Origin of the sequence: Caloramator proteoclasticus DSM 10124 (genome assembly GCF_900129265.1) — a bacterium.
GTDB classification, from domain to species: Bacteria; Bacillota; Clostridia; order Clostridiales; family Caloramatoraceae; genus Thermobrachium; species Thermobrachium proteoclasticum.
The window spans coordinates 1-21237 of record NZ_FQVG01000023.1 but is presented as its reverse complement, the minus strand read 5'-3'; the positions used below and the strand labels follow the sequence as shown (position 1 = coordinate 21237).

Sequence of the window (21237 nt, the reverse complement as noted above, 5' to 3'; positions counted from 1 at the left end):
ACCCATCCTTCCTTATAAAACACCTCTATAATAATGTCCTTTAGTTATTTTCCCCTTTAGCATATCCAAAACTTCTTTTATGTTTTCTGTCTGAATAAATTCATTGTTATTTAGCATATCTACAGCCTCTCTAAAGGCCCTTGATATCTTCCTTGCCTCGTCAACCTTTTCATCTAAAAAATGTACAACTAAATATTTTGCACCAGTTTTATATATTTCCCTTATATCCTCCAACATACACAAAATCTTTGAATTATAAATATGATTTCTACAGTATCTATCTGGCACAATTAAAAACTCCTCATTCATTCTATCCTTTAGATAATGTATTTTATTTTGACATACTAACCCACATTCCTCTCTTCCTTCATCTTTTGAGCTTCCAATGAAGCACTGTCTTGATACCATCATTTTTATTCTACCATATATAAAGAGCATTGTATCTGCATTTGTACATTCTACTAAATCCTTTATTTCCTTTAGGTTTAATTCATATGATATAAGACTTCCTGCATTATTAAGTACCTCAGTTGAAACCGAATTAAAAATATTAAAACCCTTATCAAGCTTTACATCAAACCCTTTTTCTATTAAATACTTATACATACCTAAATTACCACAAAGAGCTGATTTCACACCGTTATCCTTTAAGCTTAGTATTTCCTCTTTAATTTTCTTTTCTTCCTCTAATACAATTTCTGGTATCCATAAATTAACATTAATACCTTTATTAATTAATGATTCAATATCTCCATTATTTATTCTAAGATTGTCTCCTCCAAAGTAAACTTCATCAAAATAATCATAAACACCCTCAACAATATCCTGTCTTCCTGTTATTAATATTAAATTCATTTTATCCTTCTTAATTTTCTTTTCTAAATTAAAATGTATTTTTATTTCTTCCCTTTTATTTTGTTTTTTGTCTAAGAGCTTTTCAATCCCTTCTCTTCTTATAGAATTAATCCTTGAAACAGGAATTATTACATCTTCATCTAAATCTGCAGTTAAATTTGTTAATAAATAGGGTGTATCCTTAGTCTTTGATAAGCTGTCCTTTAATTTTTCTAAAGTAATCGGTTTATTGATCGCAACCTCTGGTGGTTCTGATTTAACTTCAACCTCATCTCCATATATATCCCTAATTCTTAAAACAATATCTTCATTCTTCTTTACCTTTATATAAGCATCAATAGGCACTCTCTCAACATCCTTCCTTGAAAAGCTCTCCTTAGCTCTATCTATAAGCTCTGCATCGGATGTTTTATAGAGTATATCTCCCCTCTTTGCTCCCTTTAAATAAAACTCAACCTCTTGTCCCTGTGATGCACTTTTAACAACCTTACCATCCTTTTTCATATTTGCAACAACAACACCAACACCTCTATCAAAAACTTCAACACCATCACCATCATTCAGTGGGGCATCAAGCTTTACTCTTGCAAAATCGCCCCTAACATTAGTAACCCTTCCAAGATATGTACCCCAGTTTCTTGGCTTTTTATAACTCATCATTTCACTGCCTTGCCTTTTAAACATAAAGGCAGAGGTAAATCCTCCCCTATTAAATATCTGTGTTACATCCTTTATATGGGATTTTTCAAGTTTTCCATCAATAGCCGCTCTATAGGCTGAAACTACTGTTGCAACGTATTCTGGTCTCTTCATTCTTCCTTCTATTTTTAAAGAATACACACCAAGCTCCTTTATTTTATCTATAAATTCTAAGGTTGATAAATCTTTGGGACTTAAGTGGTATGCCCTTTTGTTGTTAAGGCTATACTCTAATCTACAAGGCTGTGCACATCTTCCACGATTACCACTTCGTCCTCCTATTATACTGCTCATAAGGCACTGTCCTGAAAAACTTATACAAAGTGCTCCGTGTACAAACATTTCAAGCTCTGCCCTTGTGTTTTTAGATATATATTTAATTTCGTCAAGTGATAGCTCCCTTGATAGTACAACCCTCTTCACCCCTAAATCATAGAGCATCTCAACTGAATCTAAATTATGAGCAGTCATTTGAGTACTTGCGTGAACTTCAAAATTAGGAAGATACCTTCTTAAAAGATGTAAAAAACCCAAATCCTGTACAATAACTGCATCAACACCAATTGAATATAAAAAGGACGCATAATCGAGGGCTCCCTTTAATTCTGTGTTTTTTAAAAGAGTATTTATAGTAACATAGACCTTAACATTATATGCGTGGCAAAATCTAACTGCCTCAATAAGTTCTACTCTATCAAAATTTGCTGCACTCTGTCTTGCAGAAAATTCCTTTCCACCTAAATAAACAGCATCTGCTCCATTTAAAACAGCTGCCTTTAAACTCTCCATATCACCCGCTGGTGCCAAAAGTTCCAACATAAATATCTCTCCCTTAACAATTGTAACAACTTAATTATACACTATTTATCCTATTTTACAATTCTAATAAATAGGAAGGCTTATTTTTATACTAATATAATTATTATTTGCATTATAAAAAGGCTGCATAAGCAGCCCTTTTAGCAATCAAGAGGTATTCCTTCTATTAGAATGTCTTGGTCTACTCCTAATTTATCAAGAACATCTACAAATATGCTGAGTAAAACTTCTGTTGCTCCCTGTGGTGCATGAATACCATTTAGTTCCCAAGTCTCACCAGTTGAAGAATGACCTACAGCGTGAGTTGTATATGGGCAGTCGTTTAAAATATCGTATTCAGGTTTTACTGCTTTAATTAACAGATGTGATTGTATAGTTGGATCATCAAAGCACTCAGGAGGAATAGGTGCATCAAATTCAGTTAATGGTACATCCTTTACCCACTTAAATTTTGGATTTGTTCCAATTCCTATTATTTCTAATGTTTCACCATAACCTATAGTCTGTGGTACATTCATTGCTGAAATAAATGATGCATTTGGATATGGCTTATATACATCGTCAGGAAGAACTACTATACCGAAGCTGTTGTCTTCATATTTTACCCAGAGTACTACTTTAAATGTTATTGTAAGTCTTGCCTTGTGGTTACAAATAATCTCCTGTGTCGCAGTCCAATCAGTTATTTTAACTTCATTAATGCATTTTATTCCATATGCATCTTCTCCAACAAGCTTTTTGTCAATACAGAAGTGAAGTGGAACTTTTTTATCATTTGGAGCTGGTGGGGTACCTGCAATCTCTTCTGCAAATAATATCTGTTCTTCATTTGCATACTTTGCCAATATCCTCTTTACATAAATATCGAGCTGTTGTGGTGTTCCATTCCTTAAGAGGTCCTCCATTATATTTACCTCCCTAAATTATTCCATAAATTCAAATTCTAATTTATACTATGCAAGTTATATATTTTGTGTGATTTTATCTTCCAAAAAACCTAAAGAAACCTGAACTTTTTTTATCTAATTCATTTATTTTATCGAGTATAAGCTTTATTGTTTCGTTTAGCATAAGTGTTTGTGAATCAAAAAGCCTTCTCTGTTCATCTACACGATTATTTACCTCGTTCAATAAATCCTCTATGTTCTTTTTAAAATCATCAACAGCCACACTTAGATCATTTATATTATTTTTTAAATCACCTATGATTTCATCCTTTTCATTATATTCTCTTTTTAAATTCTCTAAATTCATTTTCTTTAATGTATCTACCTGTTTTTTTAGCTCCTCCATCTCTATATCAATCTTTTTTAGCTTACTATTAATATCATCAAATATGCTTTCGCTTTGAGATTTAATTACCTTTTGCCATCCTGTGTTAAACTCATATTGAACTTGATTTGGTTCTTTACGTACCAATATTCCATCCTCCAAAGCATGGTTTATTATATAATATTCAAAATTGTTTTGAATTGACACAAAAAAATAGGGCCTTTGCCCTATTTTTTTAAAAACTCAACTATTTTTTTCCCTAAACCTATCTTCTCCCTTTGAAGCTCGCTCGTTATTTCAGTTCTTTCTTTTTTTAGCCTTTTTATTTCATCAAGTGCCCTTGCATTCTCTATCTCTAATAATGAACACTTTTTTCTTTCCTTGTCCAATTTTTCCTCTAAGTCCTTTATCCTTTCAGTAAGCCTTGTACACTCTAAAGACAAATTCATATTCTTTATCTTTTCATTTTGCAATTCAGAATTCAACACACCAATTTCAGCCTTATGTCTCTCTATTTCTCTTTTTAAAAAATGATTTTCTTCTTCTATTTCATTTAGTCTATTAGATAATGTTTTTACTATATTGTCTAAATTACCTATAACATCCTTTATGTCCATATCATCAAGCCCAGCAGCAACCTGTAAATATGCCTGCATTTCATTTATTTCCTTTAGCATAAGGCACCTCTCCACCAAAAGATTAATAACAATAAAACATTCACCTAAAATAGATAAAGTATCATAGTCTATATTTATATCATATTTAAAATTAACTTTTTTTAACTTAATAACATAATCAAGCTCAATAAAATCTAAAAATGCTACACTTGGTTCGAAATATTCCTTAAATACCTTTACATTATTTTCAAAATTATATGTTAGTGTATATTTTTCAAGTATATTATCGCTTAATACCTCAAGTGTTAAAATACACTCAATAAATAGCTCAATATCAAAATACTTAGTATTTCTTTTTACACTTTTTACTTTAACTGTTTCATTATGTGAAATTAAATTTTTTATTTTTACTCCGCCTTCAAAGGGTATTTTTTTATCTATAATTAAATGACTTTTATTATAACGAGACTTTATAATTTTAGACTGTACTAAATTCATAAATATACCAAAATACTTGCTATGTATTATATATATTCATAAATTTTAAATTTTATGTACCAAAAAAGGGCTACACGCCCCTATACACTCCTCTTTTTACTTTGAAGTTCTTTAAAATCCTTTAAATCCTTTTTTACCCTTACAAGTTCAATCTGACTTTCAAGTAACTGCTCCTTAACACTACTTAACATCTCTTTAGTTTCCTTTAGCTCTCTTTCTGCTTCTTCGTTTCTTTCTCTTAGGTATGCATTTTCCTTTAAAAGTGCCTCATACTCCTTTATTTTCTCTTCATAATCTGCCTTTAACCTATTTATACCTTCACTGTATTCCCTTTCCTTTAAAACTACCTCTTCAAGTTTGGATTTTGCAGAGTTGTTTTCATCTACTACTCTTTTAAATTCTTCGTATAATGCTCTATATCTTTCTTCTGCCTCTCTTAATTTTTCAGTCGGAACAACAGTGCTCTGTCTCAACTTTTCCATTTCCTTCTTTAACTTAAACATCTCATCAGTAACCGTCAAAGCAGTTAAAACCGCAGAGGATGTAGTATTGTGTTTTGGATTGCTTGAGAGTATTTCTTTAATCTTTTTATCAACAAAATTTGCAATGGAAAATAAGTAATCCTCTGAGTCTTCTCCCATTAAAGTATATTCTACGCCATTTATCTTAACAACAACTTTATTTACCATACCAAGCACCCTTTCAAGTTTAGATAGACTTAATTACTTATATTTTACATTAATTTATTTTACATTACTATACCTTTTTTTGTTTTCTATAAAAAAAACTTAGATAGGATATCCTATCTAAGTTTTGCCTCAAGCCTTTCCTCAAGTTCCTTTACAATTGCATTGTGAACTTTGTTTATTTCCTCATCTGTCAAAGTTCTGTCCTCAGCTCTATAGATAATTGAGTAAGCAACACTCTTGAATCCTTCTGGTATTTGTTTACCCTTATATACATCGAAAAGCTTTATTTCTTCAATAATTCCCTTGCCCTGCTTTAACATTATATCTTCAATCTTCTTAACTTCAACCTCATCCTTAACTAAAAGAGCTATATCCCTTAAAACAGCTGGGTACTTCGGTAGTGGCTTATATTTCTTTTCCATCTTTGCTGCTTCAAACAATGTTGCTAAATCAATTTCTGCAATATATACTCTTGTTTCTAAATCGTAGTTTTCTAAAACATCTGGATGAACTTCCCCTAAAACACCAGCATATCTTTTTCTAACTAAAAGCTTTGCACATCTTCCTGGATGGAATATGCTATTTTCAGTTTCCCTCTCAAATTCTGCCTTATCTACTGATAAAACATTAATTAGGTTTTCCACAATTCCTTTTAGATTAAAGAAATCTACATCTCCTGCAATTGCTACACAAAGCTTATATCTTTCATCAGGTAATTCCTTACCAACATTTAAATAAACTTTACCTATATCAAATAATCCAACTTCCTTATTATCCCTCAAAATATTTCTTTGCATAACCTCAAGCATTGATGGAATTAAAGTTGTTCTCATAACGCTAAAGTCTTCACCTAAAGGATTTGATATAGTTACTACATTTCTAAGCTCACTATCATAAGATAAGTTAATCTTATCGAATACCTTTGGACTAAAGAAGGAGTATGTTAAAGTCTCATATAACCCTGATGAAACCATAGTTCTTTTTACAGCTTCAATTAGTTTTTGTTCCTTTGTCATTTCAGCCTCTACAGCCTCACCTACAATCTTTTGTGTAGGTATTACATCATAACCGTAAAGTCTTGCTATTTCTTCTGCAACATCCTCTTTTATCTTAACATCCTGTCTAAAGGTTGGAACCTTTATTATAAGCTCATCCTTTACTTCAACCTCCATATCAAGACGTTGTAGCATAGTAACCATATCTTGAACTACTATATCTGTTCCTAAGAAATCATTTACCCATTTTGGGCTAACCTTGACATAGTGAGGCTCTAATTTTTGTTCATAGCAGTCGATAACCCCACCTACAACTTCTCCAACCTTCAATGTTTCAAATAAATGACAGGCCCTCTTTAGTGCAGTTTCAACAAGATTTGGATCTAAATCCTTCTCAAATCTTGATGATGCCTCTGTTCTAAGCCCCAATCTCTTTGATGTTAGTCTTGTTGTTACTCCATCAAAGCTTGCACACTCAAGTATTATTGTGTTTGTCTCCTCTGTAACCTCAGAGTTTTGTCCTCCCATCACACCAGCAATTGCAATCGTCTTTTGTGCATCATTTATTGTTATCATTGAACTATCAAGTTGTCTTTCGACTCCGTCTAACGTAGTGAACCTTTCATCCTCTGCCATCTTAACGACTATTTTTTTGCCCTCTATATTTTCATAATCAAAGGCGTGCATTGGCTGTCCAAGTTCTAACATTACATAGTTTGTAATATCAACTACATTATTTATTGGTCTAACCCCTGCTTCTTGTAGTTTTGCCTGCATCCATTCAGGTGAAGGCCCAACCTTTATGTTCTTTATCATCTTTGCCATATATCTTCTACATAGAGGAGTTTTAACTTCAACCTTTAAAAAATCCTCTATATTTTCACTATTTTCATTAAAAGTTAAATCCAACTTCTTAAGTTCACATCCAAAGGAGGCTGCTGTCTCCCTTGCTATTCCATATACTGAAAAACAGTCTGCCCTATTTGATGTTATTTCAAAATCAATTACTCCACCATTTAGTCCAAGTATCTCCTTAATATCTACACCAATTGGTGTGTTTTCATCTAATATCATAATACCGTGAACTGAATCCTCATCTGCAAGTCCAAGTTCTGCCTCTGAACATAACATTCCATTAGATTCAACACCTCTAAGTTTTCCCTTTTTAATCTTTACACCACCTGGAAGTGTTGAACCGTGAAGTGCAACAGGAATTATATCTCCCTCTTTAATATTATCAGCACCTGTTACTATTTGTATAACTTCATCCTTTACGTCTACTTGACATACTGTTAATTTATCTGCGTTTGGATGTTTTTCTGTCTTTATTATTTTTCCTGTTACTACTTTATCTATTTCCTTACCCTTTTCTATAACTTCCTCTACCTTTGAACCCGTTAAAGTTAGCTTTTCTGCAACTTCATTTATATCTTTATCTAAATCTACATATTCAAGTAGCCAATTAAATGGAACCTTCATACTATCCCTCCTTAGAACTGCTTTAGAAATCTTACATCGTTTTCATAGAATAGCCTAATATCATCTATTCCATATTTAATCATTACAATTCTCTCAAGTCCAAGTCCAAAGGCAAAACCACTATAAACCTCTGGGTCTATTCCGCCTGCTCTTAATACATCTGGATGAACCATTCCACATCCTAATATTTCAATCCAACCTGAACCTTTACATACTCTACATCCTGTCCCGCCACAAACAAAGCAGGATACATCAACCTCAGCAGAAGGCTCAGTAAATGGGAAATGGTGAGGTCTAAATTTAGTTCTTGTCTTTTCTCCAAACATTCTCTTAGCAAAGGCATCTAATGTTCCCTTTAAGCTTGCCATAGTAATTCCCTTATCAACAACAAGTCCCTCTACTTGATGGAAAATTGGTGAATGTGTTGCATCTGCAGTATCCGATCTATAAACTCTACCTGGTGCAATAATTCTTATTGGAGGCTTTTTATTTTCCATTACTCTGATTTGAACTGGTGATGTCTGTGTTCTTAAAACTACATTTTGGTTTATGTAGAAGGTATCCTGTTCATCCCTTGCTGGATGGTTCTTTGGTATGTTTAGTGCCTCAAAGTTATAATAGTCAAGTTCAACCTCAGGACCTTCTGCAATTGAAAATCCCATCCCAATGAATATTTCCTTTATCTCATCTAATGCCTTAGTAAGTGGGTGTAGTCCACCTATTCTATTTGCCCTACCAGGCATAGTTACGTCAATAGTTTCCATTGAAAGTCTTAAATTCTTTTCCCTTTGTTTTATTTGCTTTAATGTTTCCTCAATAGCTGCCTCAATCTCTTCTCTTACTTCATTTGCGATTTTTCCTACTGTTGGTCTCTCCTCTGGTGATAGCTGCCCCATTCCTCTTAAAATAGTTGTAAGCTCTCCCTTTTTTCCAAGATATTTAACTCTTAATTCGTCTAACATTTGACTATTTTGGCATTCTTTTAGCTTCAAAAGTGCTTCTTCCTTTATTTGTTGTAGCTTTTCCCTCATTTTACTACTCCTTTCTATTTAAATTTCCAAACAAAAAACCCTCCATCCCAAAAAGGGACGAAGGGAAATCTTCGCGGTACCACCCTAATTGGCCAAAATGGCCCACTCATTAAAATAACGGTTACACCGTTCTGCCCTACTATTATTTCAAGCAGAAAGCTCCAGAGGGAAACTTCAACTAATCCTTCTGCAGATAAGCTCTCAATCTATGGCTTATCCTCCCTGTGCAGGGTATTAGCCTACTTGCCTCCTTCACAGCCTTTACTTTTTTTGCTTATTATAACACAACATCTATTTAAGTGTAAATATGTATTTATAATCTTTGTCTTACAACTTCATATATAATTATAGCTGCTGCAATGGAAGCATTTAAGGATTCTGCCCTACCAAGCATAGGTATCTTTATTTTTTTATTACAGAGCATTATATCCTCTTTAGACATACCATTTGCTTCATTACCTATAACTATTGCTGTTTTTCCCTTGAAATCAGTTTTATAAACATTTTCTCCATCTAAAGTTGAGGCATATATATTAAATCCTCTAATATATAAATCCTCTGCCGCCTCCTTAAAGGAATCAAAATAAACTATAGGTAGATGAAAAATAGAACCCATTGTTGACCTTAAGGTTTTATCATTATAAACATCTACCGTTCCCTTAACTATATAGACTGCATCAACATTTGCAGCATCGCAGGTTCTAATTATTGTTCCCAAGTTTCCAGGGTCCTGCACCCTGTCAACTAATACAACAAAATTCAAATCGTTTTTTAATTTTACATTAGGTTTATTAACTACAGCAACTACACTTTGAGGTGTTGTTGTATTTGTTAATTCATTTATAGTTTTTTCATCTACTTCATACTTTGGTATATTATTATCAAGAACTCTCTCATTACCTTTTAATTCATATATTTGACTACTATAAAAAATATGGTCAACTAAACCTTCCAAAATAGCCTCCTCAACAAACCTAATACCCTCGGCTAAAAACTTGTTTTCCAACTCTCTATACTTTTTCTGCTTTAGCTTAAGTGCATTTTTTACAAGACTGCTATCCCTTTTCAAAATCATACAAATTACATCCTTTGCATCTCTATATTTTTTATATCATCAGTTCCACCAATTACAACCAGAATATCTCCCTTTTTTATTGTATCTTCTGCAGCTGGAGATATGTTAATATCATTTCCTCTCTTTATAGCCATTATATTTATTCCGTATCTTGTTCTTAAATTTAGTTCCTTTAAAGTCTTATCTTCCCATTCCTCAAGTGCTGTAACTTCCATAATGCTATAATCAGGTGATAATTCTATATAGTCTAATATGTTAGACGAACATAAATTATGTGCTACTCTAATTCCCATATCTCTTTCTGGGAATACAACCCTATCTGCACCTATTTTATATAAAACCTTTGCGTGAAGTTCATTTTGTGCCTTTGCTATTACATATTTTACACCAAGTTCCTTTACAAGAAGCGTCACAAGTACGCTTGATTGTACATCAGAACCTATTGTTATAACTGCAATATCAAAATTTCTTATTCCAAGTGACTTTAAAGTTGCTTCATCTGTAGCATCTGCCTGAACTGCATGTGTTACGTGATCTGAAATATCCTGTACAACCTCTTCATCGATATCTATTGCCAATACCTCGTGACCTAATGAATAAAGCGTCTTTGCTATACTTGAGCCAAACCTTCCAAGTCCTATAACTACAAACTGTTTTGATTTCATTTTTATAAACCTCCCAATTAGCCAATTAATATCTTGTCCTCAGGGTATCTAATTAAGCTTGTTGTTGTTTGCTGTTTATGAGCAATTGCCATTGTAATTGTAAGCGGTCCTACTCTTCCTATGTACATTGTTATTATAATTATAATCTTTCCAATTAAGGTTAGCCTTGTAGTAAGCCCTAAAGTTAATCCTACAGTTGCAAAGGCCGATGTTGCCTCATATAAATATTCAATAAAATCTCCGTGCTGTACTATTGATAATACCATTGTAACAAATGTTACTATTGTAAAGCTTATTAATGCTATTGCAAGTGCCCTATAGACATAGCTTTTATTTATTCTCTTTTGATAAATTTCTGTGTCCTCTTTACCCTGTACAACTGCAACAACAGTCATAAAAAGTAAAAATGCTGTAGATGTTTTTATACCTCCACCTGTTGAACCAGGTGATGCACCTATAAACATTAGTACTATTGTTAAAAACTTGCCTGCTGTTGTCATATCCGAAGTTGATATTGTATTAAAGCCTGCTGTTCTTGGAGTAACAGAAGCAAATAAACTTGCTAAAATTTTACCTTTCATATTTAAATTTCCTATTGTTTTAGGATTAGTATATTCTAATAAAAAGAATCCAATAGCCCCACTTATTATTAAAAAGGCTGTTGCAGACAGAACAACTTTAGCGTGTAAAGATAATCTTCTTGTTTTTCTATAGTTTATAACCTCTGTTAAAACCGCAAAACCTATTCCACCTATTATAATTAAGCTCATTATTGTTAAGTTTATAACTGTATTATCAACATATGGAGTTAAACTTTGGAAATTTCCTATTAGGTCAAACCCTGCATTACAAAAGGCCGAAACCGAATGAAATAACCCAAAATATAATCCCTTTAAAAGTCCATATTGAGGTATAAACTGGGTTGATAAAATTAATGCTCCTATAAGCTCTATTGAAAATGTTATTCCCATAACATAAAGTGCAAGCTTAACTACTCCCTGTATGTTAAAGGTATTATATGCCTCCTGCATTATAAGCCTTTCACGAAGAGATATCTTCTTACCTAAAATTAAAGCGATTAATGTCGCAAAGGTCATAAACCCCAATCCACCTGTCTGGATCAATAGCATAATAACTATTTGTCCAAATAGGCTATAATGTGTACCAGTATCTACTGTAACTAATCCTGTAACGCAAACTGCTGAAGTTGATGTAAATAGAGCATCTATAAAATTAGTAGGGTTACCGTCTCTTGATGATATAGGTAGAGAAAGCAATATAGCTCCTAATAAAATTACAGCAGCAAAACCCAATGCTAATACCTGAACAGGTTGAAATCTATAAAACTTTATTCCGTCTATCTTCTCTTTTATAAACATTTTAAATTAACCTCCAATATTATACTACTTAAGTATAATACCAAAAAAATTATATTTTATACAAAATCTAAAAGACCTGAAAATCAGGCCTTTTAGATTGTTTTATATTATGCATTTACCTTTTCTTTAGCTATATTTACTAATTCTGCAAAAGCTGCTTCATCATTAACAGCTATTTCAGCAAGCATCTTTCTGTTGATGTTGATTCCAGCAAGCTTTAGTCCATTTATGAACTTTGAGTATGAAAGTCCATTTGCTCTTGCAGCTGCATTTATTCTTGCTATCCAAAGCTTTCTGAAGTCTCTCTTCTTTAACTTTCTTCCTACATATGCTGTGCTTAGTGCTCTCATTACAGCTTGCTTAGCAATTCTGTAATTCTTGCTCTTTGCACCATAGTATCCCTTTGCAAGTTTTAATATTTTTCTACGTCTTTTATGTGAATGAACTGCTCTCTTAACTCTTGCCATTTTTTAAACCTCCTTTGCCTCTTATACGTATGGTAGTAACTTTCTTACAATCTTGAATTCAGTCTTAGCAACGTAAGTTCCTTTTCTTAGTTGTCTCTTTCTCTTAGATGACTTCTTAGTTAGGATATGTCTCTTGAAAGCGTGTGCTCTCTTGAACTTTCCATTTCCAGTTTTTCTATATCTTTTTGCTGCACCCTTATGAGTTTTCATTTTAGGCATAGTTGTTTCCTCCTCTCTTATTTTCAACCTTTCTTTGGTGCTATAACCATTGTCATGTTTTTACCTTCTAATTTAGCTGGCTTTTCTATTTGTCCAACTTCTCTAATCTTTTCATAAAATCTATTTAAAATTTCTTCACCAAAGTGAGCATAGTCAGCTTCTCTTCCTCTAAACTTTACAGTAACCTTTACCTTATCTCCATCCTTTAAGAACTTTTCAGCATTCTTAGCCTTTACATTCAAATCGTGTTCTTCTATGTTTGGAGTTATTCTTACTTCCTTTACTGTAATTTGTTTTTGTTTCTTTTTAGCTTCCTTTTCCTTCTTTTGTTGCTCATACACGAACTTTCCATAGTCCATTATCTTAGCAACTGGTGGTTCTGCCTTTGGAGCTATTAAAACTAAATCAAGCTGTCTTGCTTCAGCTATCTCAAGTGCCTGCTTAGTTGGCATTATTCCAAGCTGTTCTCCATCTGCAGTAACAACTCTAAGCTCCTTAGCTCTTATTTCTTCATTGATTAAATGTTCTTTATTAATAACATTCACCTCCTAATTTATTACAAAACAAAAGCGGATGGACATACTCCATCCGCAGACATTCAACTTACCACTAAATCCTAACCTTACTACCCTTGGCGTAAGGTGAGAAGCGGATGGCTTCTACTTAACACTTAATTAATATAACATACTATTTATTATATGTCAATAGATTTTTATAATGTACTTATTTTTTTATCTATTTCTTCTCTTATCTTTGAAATAAATTCTTCAACCGCCATAGCACCCATATCTCCATCTTTTCTTGAACGTACTGAAACATTTGCTGCCTCTACTTCCTTATCACCAAGTATTATCATATATGGTACCTTTTGAAGCTGTGCCTCTCTAATCTTATATCCTATCTTTTCATTTCTTAAATCTGTTTCAACTCTTATACCATTATCCTTTAGCTTTTCCTCAAGTTCTTTTGCATATTCATTTGCTCTATCTGTTACAGGAAGTATCTTAACTTGAACTGGTGCAAGCCAAGTTGGGAAGGCACCTGCATAGTGTTCAATTAATATTCCTATAAATCTCTCAATACTTCCAAATATAACTCTGTGTATCATTACAGGTCTATGCTTTTCTCCATCTTCTCCTATGTAGTGTAAATCAAATCTTTCTGGCATTTGGAAATCAAGTTGTATAGTTCCGCATTGCCATGTTCTTCCCAAGCAATCCTTAAGATGGAAGTCAATCTTTGGTCCATAGAAGGCTCCATCACCTTCATTTATCTTATACTCAAGTCCTGCTGCATTTAATGCATCAATTAGTGCATTTGTTGCATTTTCCCAATCCTCATCGCTTCCCATTGAATCCTCTGGTCTTGTTGATAATTCAACGTGATATTCAAATCCAAATAGCTTGTAAATATGGTCAATCAAGTTGATTACACCTAAAACTTCATCCCTTATTTGTGATGGAAGCATAAATATATGAGCATCATCTTGAGTAAAGCATCTTACTCTCATAAGTCCATGTAGTGCACCTGATATTTCGTGTCTGTGTACAAGTCCAAGCTCTCCGAGTCTAAGTGGTAATTCTCTATAGCTATGCATTTGACTCTTATATACTAAGATACCACCTGGGCAGTTCATTGGTTTTACTGCATAATCCTGTTCATCTATCTTTGTAAAATACATATTTTCTTTGTAGTGATCCCAGTGTCCTGAACGATGCCATAGTGCTTCATTTAATATTATAGGAGTCTTTATTTCTTTATATCCATTCTTTTGATGTACTTGTCTCCAGAAGTTTTCAAGTTCATTTCTAACCACCATACCCTTTGGCAAGAAGAATGGGAATCCTGGGCCTTCCTCCATTATTGCAAATAGTTCTAATTCTTTACCTAACTTTCTATGGTCTCTCTTTTTAGCCTCTTCAAGCATATTTAAGTATGCATCAAGCTCACTTTTTTTAGTAAAGGCTGTACCATAAACTCTTTGAAGCATCTTATTCTTTTCATCGCCTCTCCAATATGCTCCTGCTACTGAAAGAAGCTTTATAGCCTTAACTCTTCCTGTTGATGGCACGTGTGGACCTGCACATAGGTCAACAAATTCTCCCTGCTTGTAGAAGGATATCTCCTCTCCTTCTGGAAGCTCTTCGATTAATTCTACTTTATAATCTTCATTCTTTTCCTTCATTAACTTTATTGCCTCTTCCCTTGAAAGCACAAATCTTTCAAGTTCATAATCCTCTTTTATAATTTTTTCCATTTCCTTTTCAATTTCAGCAAGCATATCTGGTGTAATAGCAAAATCTGCATCAAAATCATAGTAGAATCCATTATCTATTGCTGGACCTATTGCTAATTTAACATTTGGATAAAGTCTTTTAACTGCCTGTGCAAGTATGTGGGAAGCTGTATGTCTTAGTGCCCATCTTCCATCTGCATCATCAAAGGTAAGTATTTCTACCACAGCATCCTTATCAATTGTCTTCATCAAATCAACAACTTCTCCATCAACCTTTGCAGCAAGTGCTGCCTTATAAAGTCCCATACCTATTTTTTTTGCAACTTCTTCTACCTTTACTGGCTGTTCAAACTCTAAAACTTTGCCATCCTTTAAAGTAACTTTAATCATACTATCCCTCCTTAAGCTTTTTTATGCAAATAAAAAAACCCTCATCCAAAAAATGGGACGAGAGTTCTCGCGGTTCCACCCAAATTGACCTTATATGGTCCACTCATTAGCATTAACGCAGCATCACGCCTATCCCTACTATTTTTCAGGTAGGAGCTTTGGGGTGGTTTTCAATCAACCATATTAAGGAAATCTTTCAGCCTACGGATTTCCCTCTCTGGTAACTGGGTTTGATTTACTCTTCCCCTTCATCGCCTTTTTATATTTTAATTAATATTATATTAATTACATTAAGCTATGTCAATATAATATTGTTAATTGACTTACAAATTTCACAACCACTACAAATTTTTAACCTATCAGAAAATATATTTTTTATTGTTTCAATTGTCTCCTGACTTTTTGAATTCTCAACTCCGTGAATCACTATATTTTGTGGTGCAAAGGTAATAAGTGCACTAATTAACATATCGTGAATAGTTGCATCTATTTTAATGTCAGAAGAAAAATCCTCAAAAAAATCTGATGTTATATTTTTATATTGTTTATCGTAGATTAAATAATTACCATCCTTCTGTATTATAACATTAACAACCTCATACTTACTCTCCTGTATATCTACAAAATATTTTAAAAGCTTTATAAACTCACTGTATTCCTTTTCAATGATATATTCCTCTGTAATCTTTTCTACTATATTTTTTAAATCATTAGAAAAGTTTCTTAATCTAAAGGTAATAAAACCATCTATAATAAGCTCTTTATTTTCATCTAAATACTCTTCTATTAGCTTTAGAATTGTATTTTTTCTATTTATAATAAGCTGTATTCCATCCTGTGTAAATATACCTGTTCCGTTTAATGCCATTATACACTTTTCTTTTATTATTTCTGCATCCTCATTGGATAAGAAATCATAATTATTTTTTATAATCTTTTCTATAGAAATAGAATCATAATAATTCACTATATATTCATAGATAAGGTTCGAAACATATATATAAAACATTTCGCTAAAACTATCAAAGACCTTTATATCCTTTTCTGTCTCCTTTAAAACACACTTTATATAATTCATATTAGATACTTTATTTTCACATAGAGCAATATTTACGCCTTTTTCTTTAAAATACTGACAGAGCTCGTTTAATCTATCATAAAATTCTTTATTATCCTTACTAAATCCAATTGATAGGAGAATCATATTATCACTCCCTTCAAGTTTAGTATATGTTCGTAGAAAAAACATATACTAATAAACTTAAAAAGTTATATTATACAATATTCCTTAAGAGGTATTAATGTACCATAATCTATTAATTTACCTTTTGATAGATTTTGATGTTTTTTTTCAAATTTATTCAAAAAATTTTTTATTTCAGTACCTTCAGGATGTGATTCAACTTCACCGTAAAAAGCTATGGTGTCATTTGAAATAAATCCTGTGCATCCTCCAATAAAACCGTAGTTTAGTTCAAAAAGATCAATATATCCTGGTTTAATTAGAAGGGAGTTTATTGAATTTTGCAAAGCCTTTTTATAGATTCCTCTATCAGACGTAATTATTGCATCCTCTGATACAATACATACAGAACATTTAGCATAGCCCTGCTTTACATCAATAAGTTTAATGTTTCTTTTTATTAATTCATCCAGTAAAACTTCATCAGTATATCTTATGTTTAAAATGGCAACATCCTTTAGTCTTGCAACATTGTATAAAACATCCTTTGGATATATACCTTCAATCTTATCTTTGCCTAATATCAAATTAAAACCCTCATCTTCTAAGGCATAATAAAATTTGTCATCAACATTGGGTGCAATAACTATTTTATCCCCCCCAAGATGGTGAAATAATATGTCAGGATGATAGGATACAGCTTCATACAATAATTTTTGTTTATTTGTTTTGATAATTTTAATTCCCATCTCTCTTAAATTATATTCAACATCTGAGTTTATTCTTCCATCACACACAACCAAAGAGACTTCCCCCTTTGGGAGATTTGGTATTTCTATAAATTTTTCCATTGACAAACTCGCTCCTTCATTAAAACTATGCGTACTAGCAAAATAGGGATAGAAGTTTTACTTCTATCCCTATTCTTTGGAGGCGGCACCCAGATTCGAACTGGGGAATAAAGGTTTTGCAGACCTCTGCCTTACCACTTGGCTATGCCGCCATATTAATTTCTGGAGCGGGAAACGGGACTCGAACCCGCGGCATTCACCTTGGCAAGGTGACGCTCTACCAACTGAGCTATTCCCGCATATATAAATTGGTGGCCAGAGCCGGAATCGAACCAGCGACACGGGGATTTTCAGTCCCCTGCTCTACCTACTGAGCTATCTGGCCAGTTGGCGACCCAGAAGGGGCTCGAACCCTCGACCTCCGGCGTGACAGGCCGGCACTCTAACCAACTGAGCTACTGGGCCATTATGGTGGGCACGACAGGGCTCGAACCTGTGACCCTCTGCTTGTAAGGCAGATGCTCTCCCAGCTGAGCTACGCGCCCAATTCATTTGACATAAATTATAATACAATGAATTTATATTTTTGTCAATACGTTTTTAAAATTATTTTATGCAAATTTTAACTGTGAGTGAAAAAGCTTCTTATTTTCATACATCCTTCTATCTGCTTCGTTTATAAAGTCTTCTATATTTATATATTCTTGTGTATAAGTTGCAACTCCACAGCTTATACTTAGTTCTACTCTACTTGATAGATTTAATACATTTATCTTCTCATTTATAACTTCAATAATTTTTTCTGCATTCTTCTCATCAGAATTCAAAAGAACAATCAAAAACTCATCTCCACCTAATCTAACAACAAAATCATCCTTTTTAACAGATTGTTTGAATATTTTACTGATTCTAATAATAGCCTTATCTCCTTCACTATGGCCATAATTATCATTAATCATTTTTAAATTATTTAAATCAACATAAATAATTGATATAGGTGAACGCAATGAATAGTTTTTTAGCAGTGTATTTAATTTTTCTAAACCTGCTTTTCTATTTAGACACTTTGTCATAGCATCGTGTGTTGCATAATATTCCCAAATCTTTATTCTTTTATTTATTTCCCTTTTTACTAAAACAAAAATAAATACAGATGAAAATACAATAAAGACAATCCCCTTAATAATCGAATAATTCAAATAGCCTTCACTGAATTTCAATGATTTAAATAATATTTTATCAGAAAAAAACACCCAAATAGTACCAAGTAAGAAATAACTCATTGATATTTTTAAAACCCCCAAATCTTCCTTTTTCATACCACACACCCTTTACAGTATTATCATTAATATTTATCGTGTAAAAAAAACTAAAATTTATAGGATTATTAATTTTTTATCGTAAATTTTAAAGCCCCACTTATAGTTTAATGCAACATAACCATAATGAGGCTTTATATTATATTTTATATCTTTATTTAATTGAATTTATTAAATTTTGTATATCATCCTTTGTAAATTGGTATCTTCTTTCACAAAAATGGCACTCTACCTGCATAATCTCTTCCTCTTCCTTTAATCTCTCAAGTTCTTCTTTTCCTAATGCAATAAGTGCCTTTTCAACTCTTTCCCTTGAACAATCGCACTCGTAAGCTATATCTATCTCTTCGTGTATTTTTAAATCCATATCGTCAAACAGTAAGTTTAATATATCTTCGCAAGTTTTTCCCTCTGCTATTAATGTAGAAAGAGGTGGTATTTCTTGCAGTCTAAATGTAATAATATCTGCAAGTAGCTCATTTGCACCCGGCATCATTTGTATAACTAATCCCCCTGCTGATTTTATAGAAATATCTGTATCAACAAGCACACCTAACGCTACTGCAGATGGAACCTGTTCTGAAACTGTAAAATAGTATGCAATATCATCTCCAACTTCTCCAGTATATATAGGAACACTTCCAACATATGGGTCTTTGAGTCCCATATCCTTTACTACGTTTAAAAATCCATCCTTACCTATTGCACCACCAACATCAAGTTTTCCCTTATCATTTAATGGCAAATCTACGTGTGGATTTGATATATAACCCTTTACATTACCCTTTGAATTTGCAACAACTACTAAATTACCTGCTGGCCCTCTACCATTCATAGACAATGTCAACGTATCCTTTTCACCCTTTAGCATTGCTCCCATTATACTGCCTGCTGTTAATAATCTACCGAGGGCTGCTGATGCAGTCGGGCTTAAATCGTGTATTTGTCTTGCTTTTTCTACTATATCTGTTGTAATTGCTGCAAATAGTCTTATATCTCCATTTGAGGCTGTTGCTCTAACTAATTTACCCATATTATTTCCTCCTAAGTATAAAATATTTTAGGGATAAAATTTAGGTTAATTATACAAATCTGTACAATACAAGTCAATATTTAAAGTATAAAGTATTATTGTTGTAACACTTGAAAAATTAAAGAATATTATAATTATATAATGATTTATTGGAGTGTTTTTTGTGGATACCCAAAAAGATAAACTTAAAGTAAAGGTACGTCAATCTAAAGATGGTAAAAAGAAAAAAATAAAAATCGAAAATGACTTTTTAAAAATTAGCATCAGAGTTAAAGATAAAGATGTTGAACTTTGTGATGAAGATGAGTAATTATTATCATTTCTTTATAACAAATACAGCTCTAATACTATCTTGACTATAATCTTTAAATTTATAGTCATCAAAAACTTCAACTTCTTTAAAACCTATTTTGTTTAGAACTTCTATAATCTCTTCAACCCTATAAATTTTTTGTATATGCCTTTCATCAAACCTTCTATAATATTTTCCTTCCTTTACAAAGAAGGTAATATACATCTCCAATATATCTTCATTTATATAATTATCCCATATATAGCATATATCCTCTCTATTTAATGTAAATGTCTTTTCTCCTATTAGATTTCTTAATTTATATTCTGTGCTAATATCAAATAAAAAATAACCATCATCTTCTAAATGATTATAAACATTTTTAAATGAACTTTCTAAATCCTTATAGTTTGTTATGTAATTAAAACAGTCACAAAAACTAAATATAAAGGGAAATTTTTTATTTAAATTATAACTTCTTATATCCTGTTTCAATAGTGTAGCTCTTAATCTTTCTCTTCTTAATTTCTCCTCTGCCTTTGTAAGCATATCCTCTGAACTATCCAATGCCACTAAATCCAATCCAAGTTTTTTTAAATAAATAGTCATATTTCCTGTACCACAGCCAAGTTCGAGACCTTTTTTGTATTTTAATTCAATATTTTTATCTTTAAAATATGTGCTAACAAAATCTGCCCATTTCTTATAATCTACATCCATAAGCTCATCATATACTAAAGATAAATTTGAGTATTGTTCCATTTATTTCAACTCCTATATTTATTTTCTTTTATTGTTTTGTTAAAATAAAGTAAGAATAAATAAAATAGTTTACAGGAGGTATTTTATGCTATATCCATTATTTTTTCAACCCGTTTATAAAGAAAGATAGTGTCAAGATATTGTAGGTTAATTTTTATAGACAACCCCTTAAATTAGCTAGTTTCAAGGCGTTTGTTAAATTTAAAAAACTTAAATTATATTTTCATATTTTATTGATTTTAATATCCTGTAAATTGGCGTTACTTTCCCTATGTTCAATATCGTTATATTATTCATAACTTCGCGTGAAGATTTATTTATCTTCCTTATCGCTTCTTTTATTTTCTTCTTACTTACCTTGAAGGCTTTTTCATCTTCCTTAAACACACTTATTTCCCTTAAATTTCCTCCATTCTTGCTGAATACCCTTAGCTTCGCCATTATCTTTAATCCTTCCTTGCTCCATCCTAAT

At 32.3% G+C, this 21237-nt stretch carries 20 protein-coding genes, 5 tRNA genes, 1 pseudogene and 3 other annotated features; of the genes and pseudogenes, 1 reads left to right on the top strand and 25 read right to left on the bottom strand.

Features of this window, described 5'->3' with window-relative positions:
* Nucleotides 1-12: 12 nt before the first annotated feature.
* The 23 genes from BUB63_RS06770 to hslO all read right to left on the bottom strand — a co-directional run bounded on the left by BUB63_RS06770 (nt 13) and on the right by hslO (nt 19711).
* On the bottom strand, nt 13-2373 hold the full coding sequence (locus BUB63_RS06770; RefSeq protein ID WP_073248640.1) for a U32 family peptidase: 2361 nt from the start codon (nt 2371-2373) through the stop codon (nt 13-15).
* Nucleotides 2374-2513: 140 nt separating this feature from the next.
* On the bottom strand, nt 2514-3278 hold the full coding sequence (locus BUB63_RS06765; protein ID WP_027307642.1) for a hypothetical protein: 765 nt from the start codon (nt 3276-3278) through the stop codon (nt 2514-2516).
* A gap of 76 nt (nt 3279-3354) precedes the next feature.
* Entirely contained in the window at nt 3355-3792 is a 438-nt protein-coding gene (locus BUB63_RS06760; protein WP_073248638.1) for a hypothetical protein, read from the bottom strand.
* 80 nt (nt 3793-3872) lie between these two features.
* Nucleotides 3873-4760: a hypothetical protein gene (locus BUB63_RS06755; protein ID WP_027307644.1), complete on the bottom strand. Its 888-nt coding sequence runs from the start codon at nt 4758-4760 to the stop codon at nt 3873-3875.
* 80 nt (nt 4761-4840) lie between these two features.
* On the bottom strand, nt 4841-5449 hold the full coding sequence (locus tag BUB63_RS06750) for a cell division protein ZapA (protein ID WP_027307645.1): 609 nt from the start codon (nt 5447-5449) through the stop codon (nt 4841-4843).
* A gap of 113 nt (nt 5450-5562) precedes the next feature.
* On the bottom strand, nt 5563-7923 hold the full coding sequence (pheT, locus tag BUB63_RS06745; protein ID WP_073248636.1) for a phenylalanine--tRNA ligase subunit beta: 2361 nt from the start codon (nt 7921-7923) through the stop codon (nt 5563-5565).
* Nucleotides 7924-7934: 11 nt separating this feature from the next.
* Entirely contained in the window at nt 7935-8954 is a 1020-nt protein-coding gene (pheS, locus tag BUB63_RS06740) for a phenylalanine--tRNA ligase subunit alpha (protein ID WP_073248634.1), read from the bottom strand.
* 50 nt (nt 8955-9004) lie between these two features.
* Nucleotides 9005-9219 (bottom strand) — a binding site (T-box leader).
* Between the two features lie 48 nt (nt 9220-9267).
* Nucleotides 9268-10029 (bottom strand): TrmH family RNA methyltransferase, encoded by a 762-nt coding sequence (locus BUB63_RS06735; RefSeq protein ID WP_073248632.1) that lies wholly within the window; start codon nt 10027-10029, stop codon nt 9268-9270.
* 5 nt (nt 10030-10034) lie between these two features.
* The gene (locus BUB63_RS06730; RefSeq protein ID WP_027307649.1) at nt 10035-10694 is read right to left on the bottom strand and encodes a potassium channel family protein; all 660 of its coding nucleotides are present in this window, start codon (nt 10692-10694) and stop codon (nt 10035-10037) included.
* Nucleotides 10695-10711: 17 nt separating this feature from the next.
* Nucleotides 10712-12073 (bottom strand): TrkH family potassium uptake protein, encoded by a 1362-nt coding sequence (locus BUB63_RS06725; RefSeq protein ID WP_073248630.1) that lies wholly within the window; start codon nt 12071-12073, stop codon nt 10712-10714.
* 107 nt (nt 12074-12180) lie between these two features.
* A complete protein-coding gene (gene rplT, locus BUB63_RS06720) occupies nt 12181-12540 on the bottom strand; it encodes a 50S ribosomal protein L20 (protein ID WP_027307651.1) in 360 nt (119 codons plus the stop codon).
* 21 nt (nt 12541-12561) lie between these two features.
* The gene (gene rpmI, locus BUB63_RS06715; protein WP_027307652.1) at nt 12562-12759 is read right to left on the bottom strand and encodes a 50S ribosomal protein L35; all 198 of its coding nucleotides are present in this window, start codon (nt 12757-12759) and stop codon (nt 12562-12564) included.
* A 23-nt stretch (nt 12760-12782) separates the two neighbouring features.
* Nucleotides 12783-13304 (bottom strand): translation initiation factor IF-3, encoded by a 522-nt coding sequence (infC, locus tag BUB63_RS06710; RefSeq protein ID WP_027307653.1) that lies wholly within the window; start codon nt 13302-13304, stop codon nt 12783-12785.
* Between the two features lie 10 nt (nt 13305-13314).
* Nucleotides 13315-13430, bottom strand: a sequence feature (ribosomal protein L20 leader region).
* A gap of 41 nt (nt 13431-13471) precedes the next feature.
* Nucleotides 13472-15385, bottom strand: coding sequence for a threonine--tRNA ligase (thrS, locus tag BUB63_RS06705; RefSeq protein WP_073248628.1), 1914 nt, complete (start codon nt 15383-15385; stop codon nt 13472-13474).
* Nucleotides 15386-15435: 50 nt separating this feature from the next.
* Nucleotides 15436-15646 (bottom strand) — a binding site (T-box leader).
* Nucleotides 15647-15680: 34 nt separating this feature from the next.
* The gene (gene ytxC / locus BUB63_RS06700; protein ID WP_159431460.1) at nt 15681-16589 is read right to left on the bottom strand and encodes a putative sporulation protein YtxC; all 909 of its coding nucleotides are present in this window, start codon (nt 16587-16589) and stop codon (nt 15681-15683) included.
* 65 nt (nt 16590-16654) lie between these two features.
* Nucleotides 16655-17419 (bottom strand): DUF6873 family GME fold protein, encoded by a 765-nt coding sequence (locus tag BUB63_RS06695; RefSeq protein ID WP_035165644.1) that lies wholly within the window; start codon nt 17417-17419, stop codon nt 16655-16657.
* 77 nt (nt 17420-17496) lie between these two features.
* A tRNA-Cys gene (locus tag BUB63_RS06690) sits at nt 17497-17571 on the bottom strand.
* An 11-nt stretch (nt 17572-17582) separates the two neighbouring features.
* Nucleotides 17583-17658 (bottom strand) — tRNA-Gly (locus BUB63_RS06685).
* Between the two features lie 10 nt (nt 17659-17668).
* Nucleotides 17669-17744, bottom strand: a tRNA-Phe gene (locus BUB63_RS06680).
* A gap of 3 nt (nt 17745-17747) precedes the next feature.
* Nucleotides 17748-17824, bottom strand: a tRNA-Asp gene (locus BUB63_RS06675).
* A gap of 4 nt (nt 17825-17828) precedes the next feature.
* Nucleotides 17829-17904, bottom strand: a tRNA-Val gene (locus BUB63_RS06670).
* A 66-nt stretch (nt 17905-17970) separates the two neighbouring features.
* Nucleotides 17971-18678, bottom strand: a complete 708-nt coding sequence (locus BUB63_RS06665) for a GGDEF domain-containing protein (protein WP_051350546.1) — start codon at nt 18676-18678, stop codon at nt 17971-17973.
* A 154-nt stretch (nt 18679-18832) separates the two neighbouring features.
* Complete coding sequence (gene hslO, locus BUB63_RS06660; RefSeq protein WP_073248626.1) at nt 18833-19711, bottom strand: Hsp33 family molecular chaperone HslO; 879 nt, start codon at nt 19709-19711, stop codon at nt 18833-18835.
* 163 nt (nt 19712-19874) lie between these two features.
* On the opposite strand from hslO, the gene BUB63_RS13600 reads away from it, so the two are divergent.
* Nucleotides 19875-20021, top strand: a complete 147-nt coding sequence (locus BUB63_RS13600) for a hypothetical protein (RefSeq protein WP_159431459.1) — start codon at nt 19875-19877, stop codon at nt 20019-20021.
* Nucleotides 20022-20027: 6 nt separating this feature from the next.
* On the opposite strand, the gene BUB63_RS06655 is transcribed toward BUB63_RS13600, so the two are convergent.
* Both BUB63_RS06655 and BUB63_RS06650 read right to left on the bottom strand, forming a co-directional pair.
* Complete coding sequence (locus tag BUB63_RS06655; RefSeq protein ID WP_073248624.1) at nt 20028-20765, bottom strand: class I SAM-dependent DNA methyltransferase; 738 nt, start codon at nt 20763-20765, stop codon at nt 20028-20030.
* A gap of 210 nt (nt 20766-20975) precedes the next feature.
* Nucleotides 20976-21237: pseudogene (locus tag BUB63_RS06650) on the bottom strand (UPF0236 family protein); the annotation flags it as partial.